Origin of the sequence: Flagellimonas pelagia, assembly GCF_003584135.1 — a bacterium.
GTDB classification, from domain to species: domain Bacteria; phylum Bacteroidota; class Bacteroidia; order Flavobacteriales; family Flavobacteriaceae; genus Flagellimonas; species Flagellimonas pelagia.
In genome coordinates, this window is the sequence record NZ_QXFI01000025.1 from 68,527 (window position 1) to 94,987 (window position 26,461).

Here is a 26,461-nt window from a genome sequence, read left to right on the forward strand (position 1 = left end):
AATTATAGAGTTTTCCGCGTTCATCAACCTTTAAAAGCCAAAGAACCAAAATGAGCTTTCAAAACATTGTGTAGATTTGCACTTTAATTCCTTTTGATGCTAGAAAAGAAGTCGATAGATTATGAAAAGGCGGTACTCGTAGGGGTCATAACCCAAACTCAGGATGAGACCAAAGTGAACGAGTATCTGGATGAACTGGAGTTTTTGACCTACACAGCAGGGGGCGAGGTGAAAAAGCGCTTTGTGCAACGCATCGATGTGCCCAATCCCAAGACCTACATCGGTAGTGGTAAGATGGAAGAGGTGGAACATTACGTGAAGGAAAACGAAATTGGCTCCGTCATCTTTGATGACGAATTGACCCCAGCCCAACAGAACAACATTGAAAAAATCCTTCGTTGCAAGATCTTGGACAGAACGGGACTCATTCTCGATATTTTTGCCCAAAGGGCACAGACCAGTTATGCCCGTACCCAAGTGGAACTGGCCCAATACGAATACCTCTTGCCCCGATTGACCGGACTTTGGACGCACTTGGAGCGTCAACGTGGGGGTATTGGGATGCGTGGACCCGGGGAAACGGAAATTGAAACGGATAGACGGATCGTGCGTGATCGTATTGCCCTTTTAAAAAAGAAGTTGGTCAAGATAGACCGCCAAATGGAAACCCAACGAGGGAACCGTGGTGCATTGGTACGTGTGGCTCTAGTGGGATACACCAACGTGGGCAAATCCACTTTGATGAATGTGATCAGCAAAAGTGAGGTATTCGCCGAAAACAAGTTGTTTGCCACTTTGGACACTACAGTGCGGAAAGTGGTCATCGGCAATTTGCCTTTTTTATTGAGCGATACGGTTGGTTTCATCCGAAAGTTACCGACCCAATTGGTGGAAAGTTTTAAAAGTACCTTGGATGAGGTTCGAGAAGCCGATCTGTTGTTGCATGTGGTGGATATTTCCCATCCCAATTTTGAGGAGCACATCGCCTCGGTGAACCAGATTTTGGGTGAAATTGGCTGCGCCGAAAAAAAGACCATCATGGTCTTCAACAAAATAGATCAATACCATCCTGAAACTATTGAAGAGGATGATTTGGTCACCGAACGTACCTCCGCACATTTCACCTTGGAGGAATGGAAAAATACCTGGTTCAACAAGATCGGGGACAGGGCGCTTTTTATCTCCGCCTTGAACAAGGAAAATCTGGAAGAATTCCGAAAAAGGGTGTACGATGAAGTAAGGGATATCCATGTGACCCGATTCCCGTACAACAACTTTCTATATCCCGAGCATTTGGACGAGCTTTAAACCCCGTAGGCAAAGTGTATCACTTCTTCGATGAACCGCTTTTTTGGGTACAGATACCACAAGTTTTAGGGTGTTCACAACAAAAGTTTAGGGGATAACCACAAGAGAACTACTTTCATATTGTTTTTAAGTCATTTAGTGTCGACCCCACGATCTTCATTGATCTTAACCTACTTAGACATGGTCTTGGAAACTTGAAAAATCATATTAAACCCCACAAAAAAGCCCCCGATTCTGAGGGCTTTTTTTGTTTTTCGAAGTACTAGAACTTATAGCTCAATCCAAGCGTCCAATACGTTTGCAGTTCGTTGTCGATGGTGTCGAAAGTCGCTGCCGGGTCGGGTGTCGGGGCACGGTTCACTATATAGTTCAAGGTTTCTTGTTTGTTATTCCTTAAACCAAAATCAAAACCGACGCCGATCATCTTCCACAAGGTATAGGAGAACGAGTTGGTCCAGGTCCAGTTGCTCAGATCACTACTCTTATAGCTCTGGAACATAGAGAGGTTACTTTTAAAGCTCACGGCACCGATCTGTTTGGTATAGTCCGCCACGATCTTGGCACCCATGGAAGATTCAAAAATGGTATCCTCACTACTGAAAACAAAGTTGTAGTTAAGAGGGTGAATCACCACAATCAAATCAGGTATCGGGGTCCAAGTGGCACCCACACCAAGGTCAAGATATCCAGGATCATTAAAGTTGCTCAACAACGTGGTTCTGTATTCTGCTAAGGTAGATATGGCAAAATGCTCACTCAATTTTCTGCCGTACAAAGATGAAATGTTGAACACATCTGTTGCTTGACGGAAGCTATCATCATCAGTTGGGTCGTCCTTGTCATCCAATTTCACCCAGGCCAAGTTTACGTTGGCGGCATTTCTCCAAAAGAATTTTTCTTCTTGAAGATTGGCAAAGGCATTCACGGTAAAACCAATGTTACCGGAAGAGTTGTTCGGGATTCCCTGGGCAAACCAGTTATTGAATTGGGAAAGGCTCCCTCCAATGGTCCCGAATGCACCAATTTTCCAACCAGGAAGGGCATCCAATTGAGCCTGTAGGGCATTCACCCGACCTTGAATGGCGGCAATGGAATCTTTTTTGGGGGCAATCTGGGCCTTCAGTTCTTCTTCGGTCTGGGCTGAAGCAACAACCAGCACCAAAAAGGCCATAGCGGTCAATAGTACTTTTTTCATAGTATGGAGTTTACTGTTTAGACCTCAAAAGTAAGAAATATCACATTTTTAATTCCATTTCTTTTATCGCATGATGGTGTATTGGAAATCGTCCTTCATCCATCAATTCAAAAGGGGCATAGGTAAGATCCTCACTTCCAATTCCATGTTAATAGTCCATCTTGTTGTGCCTTAATATCAAAAATTCAGAAAAATGAAAATTAGAAAACTTTTATGGGGTACCTTGGCCGTAACCGTATTATGGGCATGCGACCCCAACGAGCCTGTATCAACCTATGTAAATACCGCCCCTGTGGTCAAGGACCATAGCTTTAGTGCCAAGGAAGACATTTCCGACACCCAAATTATTGGCACCGTAACCGCCAAAGATGAGGTGGACCATGACAAAATCACCTTTAGCATCCGCACCAATGATGATGACCTTTTCGAAATCTCACCTTCAGGTAATTTAAGCTTGGCCCAAGGGAAACACCTCGATTTTGAGACCGCCGAAGAACATACCATTACCATTATGGCCCATGATGGCATTGTGGGGCGCTATGCCGAAGTTACCATCGCCGTGGAAGATGTAGAGCCGGAACCAGACTCCCCTACCATTACCCTGAACAAGGAATCTCTGGAACTCTATACCATGAATACCGAAACCCTAACGGCCACTGTGACCAATGCAGAAGGTCTTGAGATCGTCTGGACCTCGGACAATGAGGAAGTGGCCACCGTGGATGAAACGGGGAACGTAACTGCAGTAGAACCTGGCACCGCTACTATTACGGCCAAGTTAGGTAAGACCACGACCACTTGTACTGTTGTGGTAAACCCAAATGTGTATGTGGCAGGAACTATCGAACCCATATACGATGTGAGTGAAGCAACGTATTGGAAAAATGGCATGGGCCAAGAGTTGCCAGATGAGAGCATAACTAGTTCTACAAAATCCATATATGTGGATGGTACCGATGTATATGTTGCAGGTTACCATAAGAATGCAAATGATGTTTGGGTAGCGACCCTCTGGAAAAATGAAGTTCCACAGGAACTATCTGATGGCACTAAAAATTCCTATGCACAGTCAGTAGTTGTCAAGGATTCCAATATTTATGTGGCAGGAATGAAAAAAAATGCAAATGACCAATTTGTCGCGACCCTTTGGATAAATGGTGAGGCGCAAGCACTATCAGATGGAAATACACATGCCTTTGCAAATTCCATATATATAAATCAAGGAGATTTATATGTTGTTGGAATTGTGAACAACGGAACCAATAGTGTTGCAACCCTATGGAAAAATGGAATAGCAACCGACCTTTCGGGTGGACTCTCCAGTTCTATTGCCAATTCAGTTTATGTAGATGGTTCGGATGTATATGTTGTTGGTTACCAAAAGAATGTCAATGATATTTGGGAGGCAACCCTCTGGAAAAATGGTTTGGCCGAAAAACTCCCAGATCAAAATGCTGGTTCTGAAGCAGGGTCTATTTTTATTAAGGCAAACAACGTATACGTATCCGGATACGTTAGAAATGCCAGTAATATCCTAGTGGCAACCCTATGGTTGAACGGGAACCCCATTGCTCTTTCGGATGGTACCGCAAATGCCCATGCAGCGTCGGTATATGTGGATGGAGATAATGTATATGTGGCAGGATATCTCAAAAACATCAACGATATCTGGACGGCTACCCTATGGAAAAATGGCGTTGCAGAATATTTATCTGATGGGACTATTGACACCTATGTGAGTTCACTTTTCGTCAAATAATCATTTTACATCAACCGATTATAAAGCCCTCAACCTATGGGGGCTTTTTTATGGCCCATATATCCATTTCACCCATTTATCAAGTCACAATAAGCATACACCAATTGACCCCTATTTGCCATTTCATTATACTCTTTCTTGTACTTTCAAAAACAATTCTCATGAAAAGAAAAGGAACCTTATTCCCTGTACTGCTCTTTACAATGGCCTTTGTGCTCATTTGGTCCTGTGGCAAAGACGATGATCCGAAACCTATGGACACGATGCCCACTATTACCGATTTTAATCCTGCCTCTGGGCCTGTGGGTACGCAGGTCACTATCAATGGAACCCATTTTAGTGCCACACCGGCAGAAAACGAAGTAAAATTTGGGGATGTGGCCGCCAATGTAGCCATCGCTACCAGTACAAAACTTATCGTCACCGTTCCTGAAGGGGCGACCACAGCTAAAATCAGTGTAACAGTGGATGGGGAAACCGCCACCAGTGCAACCAACTTTACGGTCACCACTACGATTGCGCTTGACAAGAGTTCGTTGGAGCTGTTTACGCTTGACAATGCCGCCTTGACCGCCACGCTGAGCCAAGGAAACAACTCGGACATCACTTGGAGTTCGGACAACGAAAATGTGGCCATCGTGGATGAAAATGGAAACGTAACCGCCACTGGGTCGGGAACTGCCACCATTACTGCCTCTGTTGATGGTGATGAGGCCATCTGTACAGTGACCGTTCACCCCAACGTGTATGTGGCAGGTTATGCCAAAAATGCCCAGAACTTAACAGTGGCCACCTTATGGAAAAATGGAGCAATGCAACAACTCTCCAATGGCGCCTCTTATGCTGAAGCAGTATTTGTAACCGGTCCGGATGTGTATGTTGCAGGTAATACTGTAAATGAAAATAATATTTATGTGGCTACCCTATGGAAAAATGGGGTCGCTCAAGAGCTTTCGAACGGAATAAACAATGCCTTTACATCTTCATTATATGTGGACAGTTCGGATATTTATGTCTCAGGTTATGTGGATTATTCTCCCTTTTTGGCGGTACTCTGGAAAAATGGGGGGACCAATGAACTGTATGAAGGGGACAAAGCCTCCTCTGCATATTCCATTTTTATAAAAGATGGGGATGTCTATGTGGCCGGTTACATAGATAATGCAAACGACGAATCCATAGCAACCCTATGGAAGAATGGTATAAAACAAAATCTTTCCGATGAAATTTCGCTCTCCGTTGCATATTCAGTTTATGTGGATGGACAAGATGTGTACATGGGGGGCAGCTATACCAATGCCAATAACGTTCAAGTAGCGGCACTTTGGAAAAATGGTTTGGCCCAGAACCTATCCGATGGAACAACGGATGCTAATATTTATTCCATATATGTCTCCGAAGGAAATGTATATGCCGTTGGATCCATTGAAAATGCAAATAATGTAAGTGTAGCCACCTTATGGAAAAATGGGGTAGTACAAGATCTTTCGAATGGAATCAAAAATGCAAGTGCCATTTCTATCTCTGTTGATGGAGAAGATGTCTATGTTACTGGTTTTGCATATAATGAAAACAACGTGGTTGTGGCAACATTATGGAAAAATGGCTCAGCAGAATCCCTTTCAGATGGAGTTGGGGCTGCTACTGCTTATTCCATCTTTGTAAAATAACATTGAAATTAAAACCTGCCTAAAAATGGCCCTGCAGTAATGTGGGGCTTTTTTGTTTATAATCTTTAAAGAATCAAGAGAAAAATGAATTCATGTAAATTGGTGAAATTCGTGTCATTCCAAATCATCACCCGCCCGATATCGGAAATCAACACATAAAATCACTTCTTTTTCTTGAACAGGGGAACAGAAGAACAAGCCTCCCCATACATCACACTTTTGGCAACTTCCTGTATTTTCATCATGGCCATGATGTAAGCATTTTCGGGAACGGGTTTATGGGAACATCCTTTGATGATTACCGGCTTATCCGCAAATTCTGAAACATCAAGGTTTTCTATAATTGTCTGGAAAAGTGAGGTTTCCAAATCTACCAAATTCCCTACAACAACCCTTTTGACATAGGGTGCCAACCTAGAAGCTACCAACATAAAAGCCCAACCCGGGATTATGGCATCCGAAGAACAATGAAGCGCCACATAAGCATCTTGGTAGTTGGACCAATTATGGGCATCCACATAGGCACGGAACTCCTTTTCACGCAAGATAATGCCTTCATAAAGCCATTCTGAAACGTCCAGTACCTTCCGTTCACCTTTGGGATAATAATCTTCCAGGTCAAAGGTGACCAATTGGCTTTGGGCAACTCGGTTTATGATTTCTTTTTCCATACTGTCCTTCCTGCGAAAGCAGGAATCTTTTTAATTGAACATGGATTCCGCACCTTACTTCGACTCCGCTCAGTATTCGTGCGGAATGACATTACAATCCAGCTACAAAAGACCCAACTCCAACTTCGCTTCTTCGCTCATCAGTTCCTGGGTCCAAGGAGGATCAAAGGTGATTTCCACCTCCACATCGTTCAAATCGTCAATTGATTTTACCTTTTCTTCCACCTCAACGGGCAAACTTTCGGCCACTGGGCAGTTGGGAGATGTTAGGGTCATCAAAATCTTGACATCATTATCCTCATTCACGAACACGTCGTAAATCAACCCCAACTCATAAATGTCAACCGGTATCTCAGGGTCATATATGGTCTTGAGGACCCTTACTATTTTTTCACCCAGTTCTTGGGTATCTATGGTGATTTCTTCGCTCATCCTGTTCTAGTTTAATTGTGTCTGATAGGCCACAGCGTACAATTTCAATTGCTTGATCATACTTACCAAACCATTGGCCCTGGTGGGCGACAAATGCTCCTTCAATCCAATTTCATCAATAAAATCCGTATCAGCATCAATGATATCCTGTGGTTTTTGATTGCTGAACGCCCTGATCAATATGGCAATGATCCCTTTGGTAATGATGGCATCACTATCCGCTGTGAACACCAATCTGTCGCCATCGAGCTCGGCATGGACCCACACTTTGCTCTGGCAACCCTTGATCAAATTGTCATCGGTCTTATATTGATCATCGATCAATGGAAGTGATTTACCCAGTTCTATCATGTACTCATAACGCTGCATCCAATCATCGAACATGGAGAATTCATCCACTATATCATTCTGTATCTCTTGTATCGTCATGTTTCGGTTTTGTTCAAAAATACAACTCGGAAAGTTGCTTTTCAAGTGTTTAAGATAATGATAACGGTTGGCCTACAACAACATATTTCTGGCCCTCTTCACCCCTTTCACCAAAGCATCCACTTCTTCTTGGGTATTATAAAAACTGAAACTGGCCCTTACCGTTCCCGGGATTTTATAAAAATCCATGATAGGTTGGGCGCAATGGTGACCTGTTCTTACGGCAATTCCTAATTTGTCCAGAATGGTCCCGATATCATACGGATGAGCCCCATCAATATTAAAGGAAATCACCGAAGTTTTATGCTTGGCCGTTCCGTAAATTCTCAATCCTTCTATGGTGAGCAACTGTTTCGTGGCATATTGCATCAATTCTTCCTCATATTGGGCAATGGCTTCAAAACCGATATGGTTCATGTAATCCAAAGCGGCACCAAAAGCGATGCCACCACAAATATTGGGAGTGCCCGCTTCAAACTTATGGGGGAGATCGGCATAGGTGGTCTTTTCAAAAGTAACCTCAGCGATCATTTCGCCCCCACCTTGATAGGGTGGTAGTTTGTTGAGCCACTTTTCTTTCCCATAAAGCATGCCTACCCCCGTGGGGCCACACATTTTATGGGCAGAAACGGTATAAAAATCCACATCGAGGGCCTGTAGATCGGGTTTGATGTGGGCCGCAGCCTGTGCACCGTCGATCAAAACGGCTGCATCCACTTTATGAGCTGCATCAATGATTTCTTCGATCGGATTGATGGTTCCCAAAGCGTTGGACACATGGTTACAAAAGACCAACTTGGTGCGTTCGTTCAATAGCTTGTGGTATTCTTCCATGATCAATTCCCCATCCAGATTCATCGGAATCACCTTCAATTGGGCACCGGTACGCTCACAGAGCATTTGCCAAGGCACAATATTGGAATGATGCTCCATGGCAGACACGATAACCTCATCCCCATTTTTTAAAAAGGACGTAAAGCCTGTGGCTACCAAATTGATGCCATGGGTAGTCCCAGAAGTGAAAATCACTTCGTAGGAATGGGCAATATTGAAGTGTTTCTGGATTTTTTGCCTTGCCACTTCATAGGCATCTGTTGCTTCCTGTGAGAGTGTATGTACCCCGCGATGAATGTTCGCATTATACCTGTGATAGTAATCCACAATCACATCGATCACTTGCTGGGGAGTTTGAGAAGTCGCGGCATTATCCAAATACACCAAAGGCTGCCCATTTACCTCTCGGTTGAGTATGGGAAAATCCTTGCGGATGGTATCCACATCAAATTTATTTGTTAAAATGCTTCTATCTGTCATTTTGAACGAAGTGAAAAATCTAGAATATCATGAGATTTCTCGCCCTTCCCTCACAAGTTCAGGACTTGGGCTCGAAATGACACCTTAATCTAAAGATCGAAACCGACCCTTACACCCAATTTATTGGCAATAATCTTGTTGATCCTTGATTTAAGCTCTGGGATGCGGACACTTTCCAAAACGTTGTTGGCAAAGGCATACATCAATAGGGCTGTGGCCTCTTTTTTGGGAATCCCCCTAGATCGTAAATAGAAAAGGGCGTCCTCGTCCAACTGCCCAATGGTGCATCCATGGGAACATTTCACGTCGTCCGCAAAGATTTCCAATTGGGGTTTTGAGTTGATGGTGGCCCTGTCGCTCAACAAAATATTGTTGTTCTGCTGAAAGGCATCCGTCTTTTGGGCAATTTTGTCCACAATGATTTTTCCGTTGAATACCCCTGTGGAACTATCTCCAAAAATTCCCTTGTAATCTTGGTGGCTCTCGCAATTGGGTTGTCTGTGGTGCACCAAAGTGTGATGGTCCACATGTTGTTTATCTCCCAAGATGGTCACTCCTTTCAAGGTAGAATCGATACGCTCACCGTTTTGATAAAAGTTCAGGTTGTTACGGATCAATTTCCCTCCGAAAGAGAAGGTATGTACCCGAACTACACTGCTGTCCTTTTGAGAAATATAGGTGTTGTCCACCAACGAAGCGGTTGGGGCATCATTCTGAACTTTATAATAATCCACAATGGCATCCTTGCCCGCAAAAATCTCCGTTACCGAATTGGTAAATACCTCATTGTCCGTCAAACTTTGATGGCGCTCAATGATCTGCACCTCGGCATTGTCCTCCGCTACAATCAGGTTACGGGGCTGCAACATGAGTGCTGCCTCATTGCCTGTTGCCAAATGTAAAATCTGGATAGGCTTTTTGGGCATTTTGTTCTTCGGGATATAAATGTAGGCCCCTTCCTTGCTAAAAGCCGTATTCAAGGTGGTCAACGATTCATCCTTAGAGGCTACTTTGTTAAAATATACCTCGATGACCTGACGGAACATCGGTTTGCTGAAAGCGGAGCTCATCAAGCAAACATCCACCCCATCATGGGTGGTTTCCGAAAGATAGGAACTATATACGCCATCCACGAACACAATCTTGTAGGTATCGATCTCGTGAAGGAAATACTTCTTTACATCCTTGTATTCCAACGTTGATTCCTCTTTGGGGAAAATGCTGAAATCTACCTTTTGAAGGCTATTTAGGGATGTATATTTCCAAGCTTCCTCCTTTTTGGATGGAAACCCTTTGTTTTCAAAATTCTTGATGGCCTCCGAACGTACTTCGTGCACCGGATGATCCAAGTCCACATTGTTCTCGAATGCCAAGAATGATGAGATTAATTTTTCCTTTAAATCCATATTTTACTCCTTGTCATTCCTGCGAAAGCAGGAATCTCATTAAGATTGTTTTTGAATCATTTGGATTCCCATTTTCATGGGAATGACAAAATGCTTAAACCGTAGCTTCCTGTTTGATCCAATCGTACCCTTTCTCCTCCAACTCAAGCGCCAATTCCTTGGTGCCGGATTTCACGATTTTTCCGTTGTACAATACGTGTACAAAATCCGGAACGATATAATCCAACAAACGCTGGTAATGGGTGATTACGATGATCGCATTGTCCTTGTTACGCAATTTGTTCACCCCATTGGCCACAATGCGAAGCGCATCAATGTCCAAACCGGAGTCGGTTTCATCCAAAATGGCCAGCTTCGGTTCCATCATCGCCATTTGAAAGATCTCGTTACGCTTTTTCTCACCTCCAGAGAACCCTTCGTTCAATGAACGGGAAAGAAACTTGCGATCGATTTCCAACAACTCGGATTTCTCACGGATCTTCTTCAACATCTCATTGGCGGGCATTTCTTCCAAACCTCGTGCTTTGCGGGATTCGTTGATGGCGGTTTTGATGAAGTTGGTTACCGATACACCCGGAATCTCCACAGGGTATTGGAACGAAAGGAAAATTCCTTTATGCGCTCTTTCCTCTGGGGCCAACTCGTCAAGGTCCTCACCCTCCAAAACAATACTGCCTTCCTCTACCTCAAAATCCTCCTTTCCGGCAATCACCGATGCCAAGGTACTTTTACCAGACCCGTTAGGACCCATGATGGCGTGTACCTCTCCGGCATTCACCTTTAGGTCGATTCCCTTCAGGATTTCTTTATCTTCTACGCTTGCGTGTAAATTCTTGATTTCTAACATGCTGTTCTTCTTCAAATATTATTTTAAGTAGTTGGGTGCCTTGGGCAATTTTTCAAAATCTTCTTTGGAATGTTGTAGGTATACGGTTGCCCCTTTTTCCTCTGCAAAGGCCTCAAACGCTGCCATACTTGCCTTGGTCTGGGCCACATCGTAATTGAAAATGGGTACTCTACGGTATTCCCTGTTTTCATAAAAATGGTACATATCGCCAGAAAGCAACAATGGACCGAACTCGGCCAAATCCAAAAACAGTACTTGGTGTCCTGGAGTATGTCCGGGCATAAATTTCATCACCACGGTACCATCGCCAAACACATCATAATCGGTGTTCGCGATTTTCTTGACCTTGGTCAAATCTTTTATGGCATTATAGATATCCGCGTTGTTCTTTTGGTTCTCCTCGCTGGTCGCAAAATCATATTCCTTTTCCTGCACCAACCAAGTAGACCCTGCAAATTCATTGGCATGGCCAACATGGTCAAAATGGGTGTGGGACAGGGCGATGTAATCAATGTCACTGGGTTTCATCCCGATGGTGGCCAATTGGTTCACCACGGAATCCTTCCTGGAAACGGTAAACGCTCCATCCGGAGACGTGTAGGGGGCATCCATGCCTACCAAGCTTTCAGGAAGTCCAGCATCCCACATCAAGGTACCTTTTGGGTGTACGATAACGTAGAACGCATCACCAAACTCCTTGGATTGTCCGGTATAGGTGGTATCTTGGGAAAAGAGTTCCAACTTGTTCGCATTCACGGTTCCCCCACTGAAGGCGTAAAGTTTCACTTCCGGTTTTGCTTCTTCCGCCACGGTCTGTTCCACCTCGGCGGTTTCTTTTTTGGCCTGCTTGCAAGAAAAAGTAGCAAGGACCAACAGTAATGCCAGTAACTTTTTCATACGTTGTTTTTTGTTTATCCTACAGAGCCTTCCAAGCTGATTTCCAATAGCTTTTGGGCTTCCACGGCAAATTCCATGGGCAGTTTGTTCAACACTTCTTTACTGAAACCGTTCACGATCAAGGCAATGGCCTTTTCGGTGTCGATACCCCGTTGGTTGCAATAGAAAATTTGGTCTTCACCGATCTTACTCGTGGTGGCTTCGTGTTCTATCTGTGCCGATTTGTTCTTCACTTCAATATAAGGGAAGGTATGTGCTCCACAACGGTTGCCCATCAACAGGGAATCACATTGGGAGAAATTACGCGCATTGTCCGCACGGCTGCTCACTTGTACCAAACCTCGGTAACTGTTTTGGGACTGACCTGCCGAAATACCTTTGGAAATGATGGTACTCTTGGTGTTCTTGCCCAAGTGGATCATTTTAGTTCCGGTATCGGCTTGTTGAAAGTTATTCGTAACGGCGATGGAATAGAATTCCCCAATAGAGTTGTCTCCCTTCAACACACAGGAAGGATATTTCCAAGTTACGGCAGAACCGGTTTCTACCTGTGTCCAAGATATTTTGGCGTTCTTTTCGCAAAGTCCGCGCTTGGTCACAAAATTGAAAACACCTCCTTTTCCTTCCTTATCCCCTGGGAACCAGTTCTGTACGGTGGAGTATTTGATTTCGGCATTGTCCAAGGCAATCAACTCCACCACAGCAGCGTGCAATTGGTTCTCGTCGCGGGAGGGTGCGGTACATCCTTCCAAATAGCTTACATAACTTCCTTCGTCGGCAACCACCAAAGTCCTTTCAAACTGGCCGGTTCCCGCTTGGTTGATACGGAAATAGGTGGAAAGCTCCATCGGACACCTAACTCCTTTCGGAATGTAGCAGAAAGACCCGTCAGAGAATACGGCCGAGTTCAATGCTGCATAAAAATTGTCCTTTTTAGGAACCACGGTTCCAATATACTTCTTCACCAATTCAGGGTGTTCTTGGATGGCTTCGGAAATGGAACAGAAAATAATCCCCTTTTCGGCCAAGGTCTTTTTGAAAGTAGTGGCCACAGAAACGGAGTCCATAACGATATCCACCGCAACACCGGCCAATTTCTTTTGCTCATCAAGAGAAATTCCCAGCTTTTTGAAGGTGTCCAACAATTCTGGATCTACCTCGTCCAAACTATTGTACTTAGGCTTCTTGTTAGGGGCCGAATAATAGGAAATATCCTGAAAATTGGGCTTCTTGTAGGTTACGTTAGCCCATTCAGGTTCTTCCATTTCCTGCCAAGCACGAAAAGCTTCCAAACGCCATTCCGTCATCCAATCTGGTTCGTTCTTCTTTTTGGAAATGGCAATCACGATTTCCTCGTTCAACCCTTTGGGAAGGGTATCCGATTCAATATCCGTGTAGAAACCGTACTCGTATTCCTTGGTCTCCAGTTCTTTTTTTAATTCTTCCTCTGTATAAGCCATATCTTTTCTAAGTTAAGAGTTAAAAAGTAAAAACAGTTAAAGTCCGCTTCTCTTTCCAACATACTTAATATAATTTGCAAGCTGTTTTGATATATCGATTACTTGACTCTTGTAATCAACCAATTCGACAGCTTTAAAATATCCTATCTGTTCCATCAGATTGAAAAGATTTCTTACTTCCCCTGCTGAACCTTTTGAGAAATAAAGAAACCTTATCAATTCTTTATCTGTCTCCCTTTCAAATCCCTCTGAAATATTGTTTGAAATCGAAATCGTTGCTCTTTTAACTTGATCAACCATTGCAAAATCTTCTTTCAAGGGACTCTTTCAATAAATCATAGACTTTAGCGGTAAGCTTAATTGTCGTTTTATAAACCTCTAAATCTTCAAAAGAGCTATACATTCCAAATTAACTTTTAACTATTAGCTCTTTGACTTTTATTTAAAGCGAAAAACTTTCTCCGCATCCACAGGTGCGTTGCGCGTTGGGGTTGTTGAACACAAAGCCCTTTCCGTTCAACCCTCCTGAATATTCCAAAATGGTGCCTACCAAGTACAGAAAGCTCTTTTTATCCACAATGATGCGAACTTCATTGTCTTCAAAAATCTTATCCGTATCCGCTGCGGTCTTGTCAAACTTTAGTTCGTAAGACAATCCGCTGCACCCGCCACTTTTCACACCGACACGGACAAAATCGGTTGCAGCGTCATAACCTTCCTCGGTCATGAGCGACACCACTTTTTGTCTTGCCGTATCCGATACTTTTATCATCTTACTTGAATTTAATCTAAATAGCCCACAAATATACTGTATAAGAAGGGTTTTACCACATTTACTAACATTATAATAACGAATGATTCCATAGGTCTTTTCTATGGAATTCGCACCCACTGGCTTTCTGGCACATTACACCAATATTTTGAAACCTTTGTCGTAAAAAATATTATACCATTGCCCACTTTACAATTTACGATTATCCTGTTTACTTTTGCAAAATGCTAGAAGACAAGAATCCACAACGAACTTCCTTGGAAGAACTGGGCGAATTTGGCTTGATCGACCATCTTACCCAACATTTTGAATTGAAACAACCTTCCTCCCTAGTTGGGGTTGGTGACGATGCTGCAGTGATGGACTTCAAAGACAAAAAAGTGGTTGTTTCCACCGATATGTTGGTGGAAGGGGTCCATTTTGACCTGAGCTATATGCCCCTGAAACACTTGGGCTATAAATCCGTAATGGTCAATCTTTCCGATATCTATGCCATGAATGCCATGGCTACCCAAATCACCATATCCATAGCGGTTTCCAATAGATTTCCTTTGGAAGCCCTTGAGGAGTTTTACGAAGGGGTTGCCTTGGCCTGCAAACTCTATAACGTGGATTTGGTCGGAGGGGATACCACCTCGTCCAACAAAGGCATGATCATTAGCGTTACCGCAATCGGATCTGCCGAGGAATCCAAAATTGCATACCGCAAAGGCAGCAAACCGAATGATCTTTTGGTCGTGACCGGAGATTTAGGCGGCGCTTATTTGGGCCTTCAGGTATTGGAACGTGAAAAAGAGGTGTACAAAGTCAACCCCAAAAGTCAACCCGATCTGGAGCCCTACTCCTATCTAGTAGAACGCCAATTGAAACCGGAAGCCCGCAAAGATATGGTGGAGTTGTTAGAAAAGTTGGAAGTAAAACCGACTTCCATGATCGATATCAGTGATGGGCTTTCTTCCGAAATATTGCACTTGTGCAAGCACGGTGGGGTAGGCTGCAATCTGTTCGAGGATAAAATTCCGTTGGATCCCTCGGTCATTTCTACCTGTGAGGAATTCAAGATGGACAGTACCATGATCGCTTTGGGAGGGGGTGAGGATTATGAGCTCTTGTTCACCATTGACCAGGCCGACTTTCCAAAGATCAAAGGGAATCCGAATCTAACGGTTATCGGGCATATGACGGAGAAGAGTGAAGGGGTACACCTCATTACTAGGGCCGAGACCAAAATTCCCATTACGGCACAGGGCTGGAATTCGTTCAAACCATAAAAAAATCCCGAAAATCAAGGGCATCCCTACCATGGTTTTGGGGCACGCAACCGATAGCAGTAGGCAATTACTTAAGTTTCCGGGATAAAAGATTTGGGCCTCTTAAAAAATAAAAAAGGGCTATGCCACTTGGTGAACTACCCTACTTTTTCTTTTTTGGTACATATCTTCCAATGTACTGTTAATTTCTTGCATTTGGGGTGTCAAGACAGATAGTTTGCCGCTGACATCCGTGGTAACCTCTTTTTGGCAATGGATGCATTTGTATTCTTTGATGTGCTGGGTCACTTTTTTGGAAACCACATAATGGTGCCCGAACAAGCTGCAGAAAAAAGAAGTGAATTTGTTACCGTGTTGGTGTTGGTGGGTAGAAGTTTTCATAAGCCGGTGTTGTTTGGAAAAAGCATCAAGTGCGATTTGGGGAATCGAAAAATGCCGTAATTTGGTTAAACGTAGTTTTTTGTTATATCGAATTGTTTTGGGTTCAACTTTTCTATAGGAACGGATGTTGATAACTTTTTATTTTGCACGCTTCTGAACAAAGTCTTTTTTTCGACGAAATGCAGGCTTATCGGTAAAAAGTCGATAAAATCCGCTGAACAACGCTTTCGAAATATACCACATTGAAAATAAATTATCAACACCCTATGGACAAAAAATCGTTAACAATTACCTCTTTTGCCCTTTTTTCCCTCTTTTTTGGCGCCGGAAATCTTATCCTTCCTCCTCTTTTGGGGTTCAAAGCAGGAAATCTTTGGTGGTTGGTGGCCTTAGGGTTTTGTGTTTCGGGTGTAGTGGTCCCTTTAATGGGCATTTTAGCGCATGCCAAACTGCAGGGTACCATGTTCGATTTTGCCAAAAAGGTGTCCCCGTTATTCAGCACAGTGTATTGTTTTATCATGTATGCGATCGCCATAGCGCTGCCTTCGCCAAGGACAGCCTCGGTGACCCATGAAATGGCCATACAACCCTTTTGGGATTCTTCCTATGTACTTACCAGCCTCATCTATTTTGTACTGGTTTTCATTTTTGCCATCAACCGCACCAAGGTGTTGGATCTTATTGGAAAACTGCTCACCCCTGGAATCCTCATTGTTTTGATCTTGATCATGACCATAAGTGTTTTCACCCTGGATTTTGATTTTGCACCTTCCACCTTCAACAGCCCGTTCAGTTATGGTATTTTGGAAGGTTACCAAACTTTTGATGCCATTGGCGCCGTTGTGGTGGGTGCTGTGATCATTGTGTCCATCAACCTGAAAGAAAAAGAAGCTGCCTACACTGATAAAAGACGGTTGATCCGTGCTGCCGGGTTTTGGGCTGGTTTAGGACTCTTTGTAATCTACGCCGGACTTATTTTAACGGGTGCCCTTTTTGGAAAATCCTTTGACGCTGACATTTCCCGAACCGCATTATTGAGCGGCATCAGCATTGCAACTTTAGGAAATACGGCCAACCTATTCTTGAGTGTTTTGGTCAGTCTGGCTTGTTTTACCACTGCCGTGGGTATTGTTACCGGTACTTCTGATTTTGTGAAAAGCCAGTTCAAGGACTCTATTTTGGCGTACAGGATCACTGCCTTGGTCGGTTGCGTTTTGGGTGTTTTGGTGGGACAGTTCAATGTAGGTTACATTATTGCCGTGGCGTTGCCTGCCCTTATGTTCATCTACCCAATCACCATCATATTGATTTTGTTGAATGTACTGCCCGACAGGTTTACGCCGCCCGCAGTATTCAAAACCGTGGTCTTGGTAACCATTCTTTTCAGTATCCCTGATTTCTTGGGAAGTATTGGTTGGGGGGAGGCTATCCAACCCTATACCTCATGGATACCTTTGAGTCAATACCAACTGGGATGGGTATTGCCTGCCCTAGCGGCCTTGGTCATTTCCAACCTGACACAACAAAAAACAGAAATCGCTTAGTAAAAAACCGAATCAAAAAAAGATTTCATTTCAGCTGCATAGGGCACCCCATACTTGGTAAAAGTGGCACGCGTCTGCGCATCGGGTTTCCAATCAAAAAAAGCATGCCCTGCCCCTTCCACTTGAAGGTACTCCACCGTTTGCCCTTTTTCCTTCAATAGATTTACATAACCCTGTATCATGGCATCTGGAATGATAGGGTCTTCGGTACCGCGAACTATAAAATGTGGGATGGCCCTATCGGCTACATTCGGCACATGTTCGGAAGGTGAAACGGCATCCAGATATCCTTGGTCGGTCTGTTGGATAAACTGTTTAAAATCAGAAGCATTGAACGGACCATAACTTGGAGCTGCCACCTGAACGGCATCCACAATCTCCTTTTTAACCTCATCCACGGATTTCCCTTTTGGCATATAGGTGGGCATGTACTCAAAAATGCCTTCCGTTGTTCCGAAACCACCATCACCTATCATAGGGCTCAACAATGCGGCGGCTGCAGAAAGGTGTCCCCCTGCACTATCGCCTGTTACTGCGATCTTGGTGGGGTCGGCCCCATATTCCTTCGCATGTTCCTGAATGTGGGCAATGCCACCAAAAACATCTTCGATCAAATTGTGCATATAGTTGGGTGTTGCATCCCCATCCAAGTTGTTCACCCAGCGATAATCCATACTGAACACTACATATTGATTCCCTTTGGTAAGTTCCCTGGCCAATCCCCTCATCACATCTTCATTATTGGAAGACCATCCTCCACCATGAATGATCACCACGGCTGGCAGGTCCTTTGCGCCTTTTGGGGCAAACACATCATATTTTAAAGGTTTAACGCCTGGTTTGGCATACACCACATCGTGGGTCACGTTCAGGTTTTCTACCAAGTTGTTTTCAACAAATGTGGCGCCGATGGACATGTCCTTATCCACAACAATTTTCATGGTAGGCGTAAAATTCTCGATACTTGTTGTTCCCCACATACCCCCTTTGAATGTGTAGTACACCACATCCAAACTATATCCTTCAGATGGTGTGGCAGTAACCGTCAACTCAGTTCCTGCGGCAACTTTACCATCAGCGGGCAGTTCAGGGGAAACCGTATACATTCCATTTTCGGGAGTAACCAAGGTCACCAAAAAAGATTCTTGTGTCTTGATTTTTGAATTCGAAGCCATCACGGTTCCAAAAATAAAAAGCGCGCATAGGGAAAGCGTGCTCCTAAGCACTGAACTGCTTTTGGTGTTGAAAAAATGTTTCATTAGAGGTTTGTTTCGTTGGAAGTACAAGATATCCAATAAAATGGTTTCTTTTAGATCAAGGGTTCCTTTTTCTGAAAGCACAGAACAGAAAATTTTGCTTGGTGCCAAAGGGAGTTGTATGATCTACCGTTTGGCAATTGATCTTATCAAATTTTTCACTGAACAATTCCGTCATTGAGTTCTCCGAGTATTGTTGGATTTCGAGACCGCTACATTTGGTAGGGCCTGCTTCTGAAAAAGTACCCAACACCAAATACTGGGACACATGCTGGTTGACCAGTTTAAGATAGGTATTGATTTGCTCAGGGTCCGTCAAAAAATGAAAAGCGGCCCGATCATGCCAAAGATCAAAGGTTTCCGTGGGATGATAATCGACTATATCGTTCACCACCCAATGTACTTTATTGGCCCTATCCCCCAAACGGTTTTGAGCCTTTTCCAACGCTTTTGCTGAAATATCGAGCACTGTGATATCCGAATACCCCTCCTCCAATAAAAAATCGACCAAATTGCTGTCGCCCCCGCCCACATCAATGATCTTGGCATCTTTATCCAGTCTAAAACTTTCTATAAATTCCAAAGAAGTACTGGGTCGCTTTTGCGTCCAGCTTACCTCATCGGGAGATTTGGTCTCGTATACCTGCTGCCAGTGCGCTTTTCTATCCATAAAAAATTCTACTCTTCAGGTACAGCAACAGTGTTTGTCGCTATTGGCTTTTTCAAAACATTCCTTGCCTTCCTTAAAGGCAAAATATGCTAAACCAAGTGTCCCCAAACTGTCAATATAAGGTATATTGAAAAGTTCGTAGACTCCACTGCTTACCAACAAAATGATGGACATGTAGATGCAGACCAAGGTACAATTGGCATCGGCCAAAATAGGGGCAGAATTGAGTTGGTTACCAACCTTTCTTTTCCACAAAACCAACACCCACATAATCAGAATGGAAATCAAGGAGATGACCACACCCCAAAAAGTGGTCAACGGGCGATGTCCTGTCCAAATATTATAGAGACTGGAAACGACCAATCCCACCACTAAAATGTAAAAGGCAACCCCGGTAATACGAAGCGCGGTGCGTTCAAAATTGTCCCGATTGCTTTCGGGGTTTTTCTGAATGCGTAGAATCATATGGGCAATGCCCAAGCCAGAAATCACTTCAATAAAACTGTCGGTCCCAAAGCCGAAAAGGGCCAGGCTTTCATCCTCAAAACCGAGATAAGTGGAAATGATACCCTCTGCCACATTGTAAAAGATGGTGAACAGGGCCAATCCGAAGGCTGTTTTGTACAACTGTTGTTGCTTTTCCATAAAACTGTAAATTTCGGGGATTTTAGAACAAAAATCAAATGGTATCAGCTTCGGGTCAATTCCGATTTCAGTTTGACTAGTTCACCCAATATTCTGGTTTCCTGAACTTTGTCCGACACTTTTAAAGCCTGCGCCATTCGGAAAATTTCAAAGTTCAGCGTATCAATCTCGGTCTCCCTTTTATTATTGATGTCCTGCAGGGTCGAAATGAATTGCCAATCGGACATTCGACTGATTTTCAAAACCTGGTCCTCGAGTTCATAAACGCCCAAATCAATGCCCTTTTTATTGGCAATCAACGCACATTCCGCAATCACTCTTTTGGCCATGGACATCACCTCTTCATTTCTATGGAAAATACCATTATCCACTTCCAATAATGGACAAATGGAGTTAAATACACAGTTGGCAATGACTTTCTTCCAAATGACTCGTTGGATATCGGTTTCCTCAACAAACCTAAAATTTGGGGTGTCGAGGGTATCCACCACCGATTTTAGATTAGAGGTATTTTGGTTTATGGTCCCAATCGGGGATTCTGCCACAGGTTTATAACTGATCGTGTGCTCATCCGTATGTTGGCAGGTCACAAAAAGCACGCATCGATAGACTTCCGTAAATCCTTTTTCCAAAAAAGGCTGCTCCACCCCAAGGCCATTTTGTAAAAGTACTATGGGTGTATCCTTAGCATTTGCTGCCAATTTTTCGGAAAGTGCTTTGTTCCCGAATGATTTGTTGGTCAGTACCACAAGACCGTCCAATCGATCATGGTCTTTCAAGGTGCTGACCTGAATGTCTTCCTGTATTTCGACCCCATCTTTAAACTGAAGAACAATCTTCTGTTTTTGGGGAACACCATCCTCCACGTGCCCACGGACCAATTCCACGTGCTTGCCATGACGTTGTAGGCATACGGCCAGGGCTTTTCCAACAGCACCTGCTCCAATGATATAGATTTTCATACCACTAAAGGTACCAAGAAAGCTCAGGTGTGGTGCAATCTTAATGTAGTTTTATTCCATTTGGGATATAGGGAAGTATATAATTTTCCAATATTTTTTCCGGCTGTTGGGTTTTCCCGTTGCGATAGTTCCCTGAAGTGATCACCACTACCAAATCTTCTTCAGGAATCACAAAAATATACTGCCCCCCGGCTCCTCTGGCTTCCACTGAATTGATAATCTTCCCCCCAACTTTGTACTGTCCGAACCACCATAAATAGCCGTATCCATTCTTTTGATTGGTGTTCTCCAGTTGGCGATAATTTGTGAAGGTTTGCTCTACCCATTCCTTGGATATGATCTGTTTCCCTTTCCATTGGCCCAAATTGAGATACAACTGCCCAAATTTCATCATATCCCTTGGGGTCATATACATTCCTCCCCCAAAATAAGGTCTCCCGGTCAAATCGGTTTGAATAATATAATTGGTAATGCCAAGGGGCTGGAACAGGTTTTGATCCATGTAAAATTCCAGGGGGCTGGGAACGATGGAATCCAAGGCCACCCCCAAAAGATATGGATTTGCCGAGCCATAAAAGGCATGTGTATTTGGCGGATTGATGATGGGCGCGGCCAAAATGGTCCCCACCCAATCCGAAGACTGTTGGTAATTATCCTCAGAACCCAACGAATTCCTTTCAATCCCAAAATCAATAGCGTCCAGTCCAGAACTCATGGTCAAAAGGCTTTTCAGATCTATTTTGGATTTTGAACCGTCCTTATAGTCTTGGTACTCTTCGGGCAAGAACTCAAAAATAGATTGGTCCACACTCTTGAACAGTTTGTAATCCTTTGCCAATCCCACTATACTGGAAGAAATACTTTTTGAGGCCGAACGCATATCATGCGAGATATTGGCATTGTATCCATGAAAATACCTTTCATAGATCAATTTCCCGCTTTTTGAAACCAGCACGGAATGGGTGCCTTCCAAAGAATCTGATAGGATCATGGACTCCATTTCGGCAAGTTGAAGCTGGGAATCCATAATGTCCTTGCTCGTGAATCCTCCTATCTTCCATCTCGATTGTGATTTCTTTAGGTCAATTTGTGTTATCAGATTGTTGCCCAAATACATACCGAGCGCAATCTTTTCAGGCAAAAGCTTTCCTTTAAACTCCATTCCAGTCTTAAAGTCCGAAAAGAAAATACTGTCGTTTTGCTTTCTGAAATTGCCGCACCAAGTGCCTGTGAACCGATCATCACCCAAAATGGGATAGGCCTCGTAATCATCTCCCGAGCCATTTTCCACACTTAAGTAGAAGAAACTGGACATGAGTTCATCTACCATCAAAATGTTCCAGGTTCCCTCAAATGTTTTGTCTTTGGACTTTGTCAAGGTAATATGATAAAGGAGCATACCGGATTTCATAAACCCGTTGATCTCTGTTCCATCCTTTGACAGCATCCCCTTAAATGAAGTCCTCTCCGAAACATGGGATTCCACTTTTTTCCCATTGACCCATTGGATGGGCACGGTCATGATTTCCTTATCGTTAAAGATTTTCAGTTTGGCAGACGAGGTCTCCAAGCCTTGTATTTCAAGGGTTAGGCCAAAGGTCTTGGGATTGGGGATGGTACCTTCCCATCCAGCGGTGTAAGAGGCCACATCCTGCCCGAACAAGCTCCCTGCCCATAAGACAATAAGAATAATGGTGCTTTGAAGTCTCATTTTTGATTGATTGATGAATTGGCTCCAAAGATGGGATTTCTACTCAACCCAAAATAGGATAAAATTAACGTCGGGATATTTTCCCCAACATTTTGGAAGGGGTCATCTGGTAAACCCTTTTAAAGTTGGAAATGAAATGGCTCTGATCGGAAAAGCCACATTCGTAGCAGATTTCCGTCATGGACAGTTTGGTAGAAACCATCATATTGAACGCTTTGTTCACCTTCAATAACCGAACATAATTCCCAAAACTGGTACCAAAATATCGGCCGAACTCACGGGACAGGTGCACTGGGTGAATCTGAAGTTGGGCCGCTAGGTTCCCCAGTGAGCTATCAACTCCCTCTTCCATAATCAATTCTTGTAGTTTGCGGACCCAATTTGGGGGCTTTTGGTTTTGCTGCTGCCCTTCCATCAAACCAAACACCTCTACTAATAACATTTCAATACTCATTGGGGAATGGTCATCGCTAATCTTGGTTTCCATGAAAATGGAGTTCATCTTCCTTTTGACCAAAGGATTTTTTAGGTTTATGCTCCCTTCCAGACCATCTTGTCCAAGATCATATTTTAAAAACCATTCTTTGTTCAGTTCAATGTGGAATCCACGGGTATAACCTGGAGGTTTAATATTGTAATGGGCATCGTCCCAGTTATGGAACAAAAGACTCCCTGCTCCCAAGGTGTAGGATTCCTTTTTGTTCGCTTCGAACAATTGGCCCTCCAAAATGTAGGTGAAATAAGGATTTTGATGATAGTGCCAATCCACCTTACTGTGGGTATAGGCCGTATCAGTCAATATCATCCCGCCCAAGTCCACTTTTTGGTAATGGTCTCCGTAATACTCCCCCTTTTGCAGTTCCTTCATCAAAAATTATCAACATTGTTTGGTGTCCAGTGCCAAAACAAGATGAAGTTCGAGGATTTTTCCCGGAATGCCAAATAGTAAGGCTTTATCAATTTGAATCGCCGGCAGCAAGTACAAGTTTTGCTATTTCCCTGGTCACCTCCGTTGGGGAATTGCAATCACAATTGCTCAACCCAACCGCATAAATATCCTCATCGGGCAAATACACCCCCATGGACTTGAACCCAAAAATGGAGCCGCCATGTTGGTAGCTCAGCGTATCATCCAATTGTTTAATGTGCCATCCATAGCCATAGTTGATAGGGTCTCCATTGTTCAACGTATAATTGGTGAAGGCCATTTGGGTAGTTTCCTTATTGAGCAAAACATGGTTGTTGAGAACCTCTTCCCACTTGAGCATATCCGCTACTGTGGACATCAACGACCCGGATGCATAGGGAATGGAAAAACTGATATGCCTGGCATTGCTATAATCTTCCCTTTTATGATAGCCAGAGGCTCTTTTGGGCACCACTTCACTATGGCTTGCATAGCGTGAAGATGACATGCCCACTTTTTTAAAAATACGCTGCTCCACAAAATCCGCATAGCTCATCCCGGATACTTTTTCAATGATGTATCCCAATAGTACATAACCCGAATTGTTGTATTTGAACGCTGCTCCAGGGGCAAAATCCATGGGTTCATCCTTAAAGAAATTGATGATTTCCATGGGCTCCATATCGTTTTGGGCAATGGTATTGAGTCCTTTGACCCGGGTAAAATCTTTGATGCCGGATGTATGCGTCAACAAATGATGAATGGTAATACGGTGGCCATACGTGGGATAATCCGGAATATACTGGGTAATCTCATCTTCCAAATTCAGTTTACCTTCCTCCATCAGCATTAAAATGGAAACCGCCGTAAACTGTTTGGTCATGGAACCGATTTCAAAAACATTATCGGTCTGCATGGGCACCTGAAGTTCCAGATTGGAAAGTCCAAAGGCTTTGTCATAGAGTATCTTTCCATTTTTTGCGACGAGAAAAACCGCGCCAGGGCCATTGTTTTCAAATTTTGTTTCCAAGACTTGGTCGATTTGGGATTCCAAATCCTGTGCGGTCAATATGGGTTGAATTCCGAGGATTAAAACTGTAAATAGTGCAAGTAGCTTCCCCCTGAAAAAGTTGTTTTTCATGTTTACCTTCCGTTTTTTGATTTGGAAGGTTGGACGACCTCTTTTCGGTTCAGGTTACAGCGAAGGGTTTCATCGTTTTTCAAAATTAAGGTTAGTGACCCTCCCGGCATCCAATTCAAATCCGACGACCTTTCCATCGGTTCTTTCAAAACGATAGCGATTGCCATTTGAAATGAACGTATCAGGTGCATTTATCTTCATGGCTTGCGGTTCGTTATTCGGGATTTTTAACTTCAGTAGGTCATCTTCCATGTACAACTTATATGTCACATCCAATTCTTCACTATAAAAATTCCCGACATAGTCCATTACATCAACCGAAGCCAAATCCATATCTTTTTCCTTGGCTGTTTCATCCTCTTTTTTATCCGAAACCTCTTTTTGGGGAGGTTCTTCCTTAAATCTGTCCTTTAGAAGAATATCCACCACCTGATACGATTTACCCGTTGGGTTGGCATCATCTCGATTGGCCAGAATGATCACTGAAAACTTTTCATCTGGAAAGCGGAGCAATTGTGCCCGGTACCCTGCCAAGGAACCACTATGGCTCACCGTTCGCAATCCTTTGTATGTGCCATTGTTCAGGGCAAAGGCATAACCAGCACTTTCGCCGTTGTTCAATACGCCTTCCTGGTGCATTTTTTCGATGATGGCCTGACCTCCTTTTCCGAGGATGTTGTGGTAAAAGTTCTGGTCCCAGAGGAAAAGATCTTCAATGCTTGAATACACACCACCGGAACCTACTAGATCAAAACGCATGATAAGATTGTCAAATCCCTCACCCTCCCTTTTCTTTTGATAACTGAACACCCTATTCTTGATCAAATCGGTATTATCGTCATAAAACAACGTGTTCTGCATGCCCAAAGGACTAAAAATATGTTCATGGGCAAACTTCCTGATGGGCTCATGGGATACCTTTTCCACGATCATGGCCAGCATAAAATAGCACGAATTGCTGTACAGGTATTTCTCTCCCGGAGTAAAATTCAATTCTTTTTGGCGTTTGATAAGTTCATAGACCTCATCCACGTCCAAATTGTCCAAATAGCTTCGGCCCTTCAAATCCATCAAAGTTAGGTAATCCCTTACCCCGCTGGTATGGTGAATAAAATGACGAATGGTCAACGGGGCTTCGTATTCAGGAAAATCGGGCAGGTATTTTTGGATTTTGTCGTTCAAATCCAATTTGCCCTGTTCTTCCAACAGCAGGATACAAAAGGTGACAAACTGTTTGGACACAGAACCAATATAAAAAACCGAAGACGGTGTTATGGGCAGATCGTGCTCCAAGTCTGCCGAACCGTATCCTTTGGCATAGATCAGTTCACCATCTTTCACAATTCCCAAGGCGGCCCCTGGGGTATCCAGTTGATTCCATGCCGCAAAAATGCTATCTATCTGTGCACTTTCCTTGATCTGGGAAAAAGACAGGAAAGAAATGGAACACAATAGGGGCAGAAATATATTTTTCATGGGTGCGGAAGTATTGGTCGGTTCTGTGAAGTTCGAAGAAATTTACATCAAAACCAAGCGCAACAGTCTCGTTACCAAAAAACTATTCTGAACCCCTTCTCTTTTTGTTGTAACGATAAATGGCATAGGCAATCCCGGCCAAGACCACAAAAGGAAGGTAGCTGCCAATCACGACCCCAATCTCGTAGGAACTGTCAGGGGCTTCCTGTATTTTCTTTTCGATATCGACCTGAAATAGTAAAAAAAGGTGTTTCATGCCATTCTGTTATATTCCAAATGTCATGCTGAACAAAGTGAAGCATCCCTATTTGAAGGGTTTAGATACTTCGCTTCGCTC

The 26,461-nt window shown here is 43.5% G+C and carries 26 protein-coding genes; 5 read left to right on the forward strand and 21 right to left on the reverse strand.

Annotated features, from left to right (window positions below):
* Positions 1-96 precede the first annotated feature (96 nt).
* Entirely contained in the window at positions 97-1,308 is a 1,212-nt protein-coding gene (gene hflX, locus D2V05_RS09170; RefSeq protein WP_119639096.1) for a GTPase HflX, read from the forward strand.
* A gap of 262 nt (positions 1,309-1,570) precedes the next feature.
* On the opposite strand, the gene D2V05_RS09175 is transcribed toward hflX, so the two are convergent.
* Complete coding sequence (locus D2V05_RS09175; protein ID WP_119647302.1) at positions 1,571-2,503, reverse strand: DUF3078 domain-containing protein; 933 nt, start codon at positions 2,501-2,503, stop codon at positions 1,571-1,573.
* 193 nt (positions 2,504-2,696) lie between these two features.
* Here D2V05_RS09175 and D2V05_RS09180 point away from each other — a divergent pair, with 193 nt between their 5' ends.
* A complete protein-coding gene (locus tag D2V05_RS09180) occupies positions 2,697-4,262 on the forward strand; it encodes an Ig-like domain-containing protein (protein WP_119647303.1) in 1,566 nt (521 codons plus the stop codon).
* Between the two features lie 161 nt (positions 4,263-4,423).
* Positions 4,424-5,932 carry an IPT/TIG domain-containing protein gene (locus D2V05_RS09185; RefSeq protein ID WP_183114812.1) on the forward strand — a complete coding sequence of 503 codons (1,509 nt, stop codon included), beginning with the start codon at positions 4,424-4,426 and terminating at the stop codon, positions 5,930-5,932.
* A gap of 161 nt (positions 5,933-6,093) precedes the next feature.
* Here D2V05_RS09185 and D2V05_RS09190 read toward each other — a convergent pair whose 3' ends face one another.
* From D2V05_RS09190 to D2V05_RS09235, 10 genes are all read right to left on the reverse strand, one after another.
* A complete protein-coding gene (locus D2V05_RS09190; protein ID WP_119647305.1) occupies positions 6,094-6,603 on the reverse strand; it encodes a DUF2480 family protein in 510 nt (169 codons plus the stop codon).
* A gap of 102 nt (positions 6,604-6,705) precedes the next feature.
* On the reverse strand, positions 6,706-7,035 hold the full coding sequence (locus D2V05_RS09195; protein WP_119639091.1) for an SUF system Fe-S cluster assembly protein: 330 nt from the start codon (positions 7,033-7,035) through the stop codon (positions 6,706-6,708).
* 6 nt (positions 7,036-7,041) lie between these two features.
* Positions 7,042-7,464 carry a SufE family protein gene (locus tag D2V05_RS09200; RefSeq protein WP_119647306.1) on the reverse strand — a complete coding sequence of 141 codons (423 nt, stop codon included), beginning with the start codon at positions 7,462-7,464 and terminating at the stop codon, positions 7,042-7,044.
* A gap of 72 nt (positions 7,465-7,536) precedes the next feature.
* Positions 7,537-8,778, reverse strand: coding sequence for an aminotransferase class V-fold PLP-dependent enzyme (locus D2V05_RS09205; protein ID WP_119647307.1), 1,242 nt, complete (start codon positions 8,776-8,778; stop codon positions 7,537-7,539).
* A gap of 89 nt (positions 8,779-8,867) precedes the next feature.
* Positions 8,868-10,184 carry a Fe-S cluster assembly protein SufD gene (sufD, locus tag D2V05_RS09210; protein ID WP_119639088.1) on the reverse strand — a complete coding sequence of 439 codons (1,317 nt, stop codon included), beginning with the start codon at positions 10,182-10,184 and terminating at the stop codon, positions 8,868-8,870.
* A 94-nt stretch (positions 10,185-10,278) separates the two neighbouring features.
* On the reverse strand, positions 10,279-11,031 hold the full coding sequence (gene sufC / locus D2V05_RS09215; RefSeq protein ID WP_119647308.1) for a Fe-S cluster assembly ATPase SufC: 753 nt from the start codon (positions 11,029-11,031) through the stop codon (positions 10,279-10,281).
* A gap of 18 nt (positions 11,032-11,049) precedes the next feature.
* Complete coding sequence (locus D2V05_RS09220; RefSeq protein ID WP_119639086.1) at positions 11,050-11,928, reverse strand: N-acyl homoserine lactonase family protein; 879 nt, start codon at positions 11,926-11,928, stop codon at positions 11,050-11,052.
* Between the two features lie 14 nt (positions 11,929-11,942).
* Positions 11,943-13,388, reverse strand: a complete 1,446-nt coding sequence (gene sufB, locus D2V05_RS09225) for a Fe-S cluster assembly protein SufB (RefSeq protein ID WP_119647309.1) — start codon at positions 13,386-13,388, stop codon at positions 11,943-11,945.
* A gap of 36 nt (positions 13,389-13,424) precedes the next feature.
* Positions 13,425-13,706 carry a four helix bundle protein gene (locus D2V05_RS09230; RefSeq protein WP_235855423.1) on the reverse strand — a complete coding sequence of 94 codons (282 nt, stop codon included), beginning with the start codon at positions 13,704-13,706 and terminating at the stop codon, positions 13,425-13,427.
* 124 nt (positions 13,707-13,830) lie between these two features.
* A complete protein-coding gene (locus tag D2V05_RS09235) occupies positions 13,831-14,160 on the reverse strand; it encodes a HesB/IscA family protein (RefSeq protein ID WP_119639084.1) in 330 nt (109 codons plus the stop codon).
* A gap of 224 nt (positions 14,161-14,384) precedes the next feature.
* Here D2V05_RS09235 and thiL point away from each other — a divergent pair, with 224 nt between their 5' ends.
* Positions 14,385-15,431 carry a thiamine-phosphate kinase gene (gene thiL, locus D2V05_RS09240; protein ID WP_119647310.1) on the forward strand — a complete coding sequence of 349 codons (1,047 nt, stop codon included), beginning with the start codon at positions 14,385-14,387 and terminating at the stop codon, positions 15,429-15,431.
* 120 nt (positions 15,432-15,551) lie between these two features.
* Here thiL and D2V05_RS09245 read toward each other — a convergent pair whose 3' ends face one another.
* Positions 15,552-15,812, reverse strand: coding sequence for a hypothetical protein (locus D2V05_RS09245; RefSeq protein ID WP_119647311.1), 261 nt, complete (start codon positions 15,810-15,812; stop codon positions 15,552-15,554).
* 266 nt (positions 15,813-16,078) lie between these two features.
* Here D2V05_RS09245 and brnQ point away from each other — a divergent pair, with 266 nt between their 5' ends.
* Positions 16,079-17,356, forward strand: a complete 1,278-nt coding sequence (gene brnQ, locus D2V05_RS09250; RefSeq protein ID WP_119647312.1) for a branched-chain amino acid transport system II carrier protein — start codon at positions 16,079-16,081, stop codon at positions 17,354-17,356.
* Here the strand turns inward: brnQ and D2V05_RS09255 are convergent.
* From D2V05_RS09255 to D2V05_RS19675, 9 genes are all read right to left on the reverse strand, one after another.
* The gene (locus tag D2V05_RS09255; RefSeq protein WP_220473546.1) at positions 17,353-18,615 is read right to left on the reverse strand and encodes an alpha/beta fold hydrolase; all 1,263 of its coding nucleotides are present in this window, start codon (positions 18,613-18,615) and stop codon (positions 17,353-17,355) included. The genes brnQ and D2V05_RS09255 overlap by 4 nt on opposite strands.
* Positions 18,616-18,670: 55 nt before the next feature.
* The gene (locus tag D2V05_RS09260; RefSeq protein WP_119647313.1) at positions 18,671-19,282 is read right to left on the reverse strand and encodes a class I SAM-dependent methyltransferase; all 612 of its coding nucleotides are present in this window, start codon (positions 19,280-19,282) and stop codon (positions 18,671-18,673) included.
* A 15-nt stretch (positions 19,283-19,297) separates the two neighbouring features.
* On the reverse strand, positions 19,298-19,927 hold the full coding sequence (locus tag D2V05_RS09265; RefSeq protein ID WP_119647314.1) for a cation efflux transmembrane domain-containing protein: 630 nt from the start codon (positions 19,925-19,927) through the stop codon (positions 19,298-19,300).
* A gap of 44 nt (positions 19,928-19,971) precedes the next feature.
* A complete protein-coding gene (locus D2V05_RS09270) occupies positions 19,972-20,889 on the reverse strand; it encodes a ketopantoate reductase family protein (protein ID WP_119647315.1) in 918 nt (305 codons plus the stop codon).
* A 40-nt stretch (positions 20,890-20,929) separates the two neighbouring features.
* Entirely contained in the window at positions 20,930-22,600 is a 1,671-nt protein-coding gene (locus tag D2V05_RS09275) for a serine hydrolase domain-containing protein (RefSeq protein WP_119647316.1), read from the reverse strand.
* Between the two features lie 64 nt (positions 22,601-22,664).
* Positions 22,665-23,468, reverse strand: a complete 804-nt coding sequence (locus tag D2V05_RS09280; RefSeq protein ID WP_119647317.1) for an AraC family transcriptional regulator — start codon at positions 23,466-23,468, stop codon at positions 22,665-22,667.
* Between the two features lie 88 nt (positions 23,469-23,556).
* Positions 23,557-24,648: a serine hydrolase domain-containing protein gene (locus D2V05_RS09285; RefSeq protein WP_119647318.1), complete on the reverse strand. Its 1,092-nt coding sequence runs from the start codon at positions 24,646-24,648 to the stop codon at positions 23,557-23,559.
* 69 nt (positions 24,649-24,717) lie between these two features.
* Positions 24,718-26,124, reverse strand: a complete 1,407-nt coding sequence (locus tag D2V05_RS09290) for a serine hydrolase domain-containing protein (RefSeq protein WP_119647319.1) — start codon at positions 26,122-26,124, stop codon at positions 24,718-24,720.
* A gap of 82 nt (positions 26,125-26,206) precedes the next feature.
* Positions 26,207-26,380 carry a hypothetical protein gene (locus D2V05_RS19675; RefSeq protein ID WP_183114813.1) on the reverse strand — a complete coding sequence of 58 codons (174 nt, stop codon included), beginning with the start codon at positions 26,378-26,380 and terminating at the stop codon, positions 26,207-26,209.
* Between the last annotated feature and the right edge of the window lie 81 nt (positions 26,381-26,461).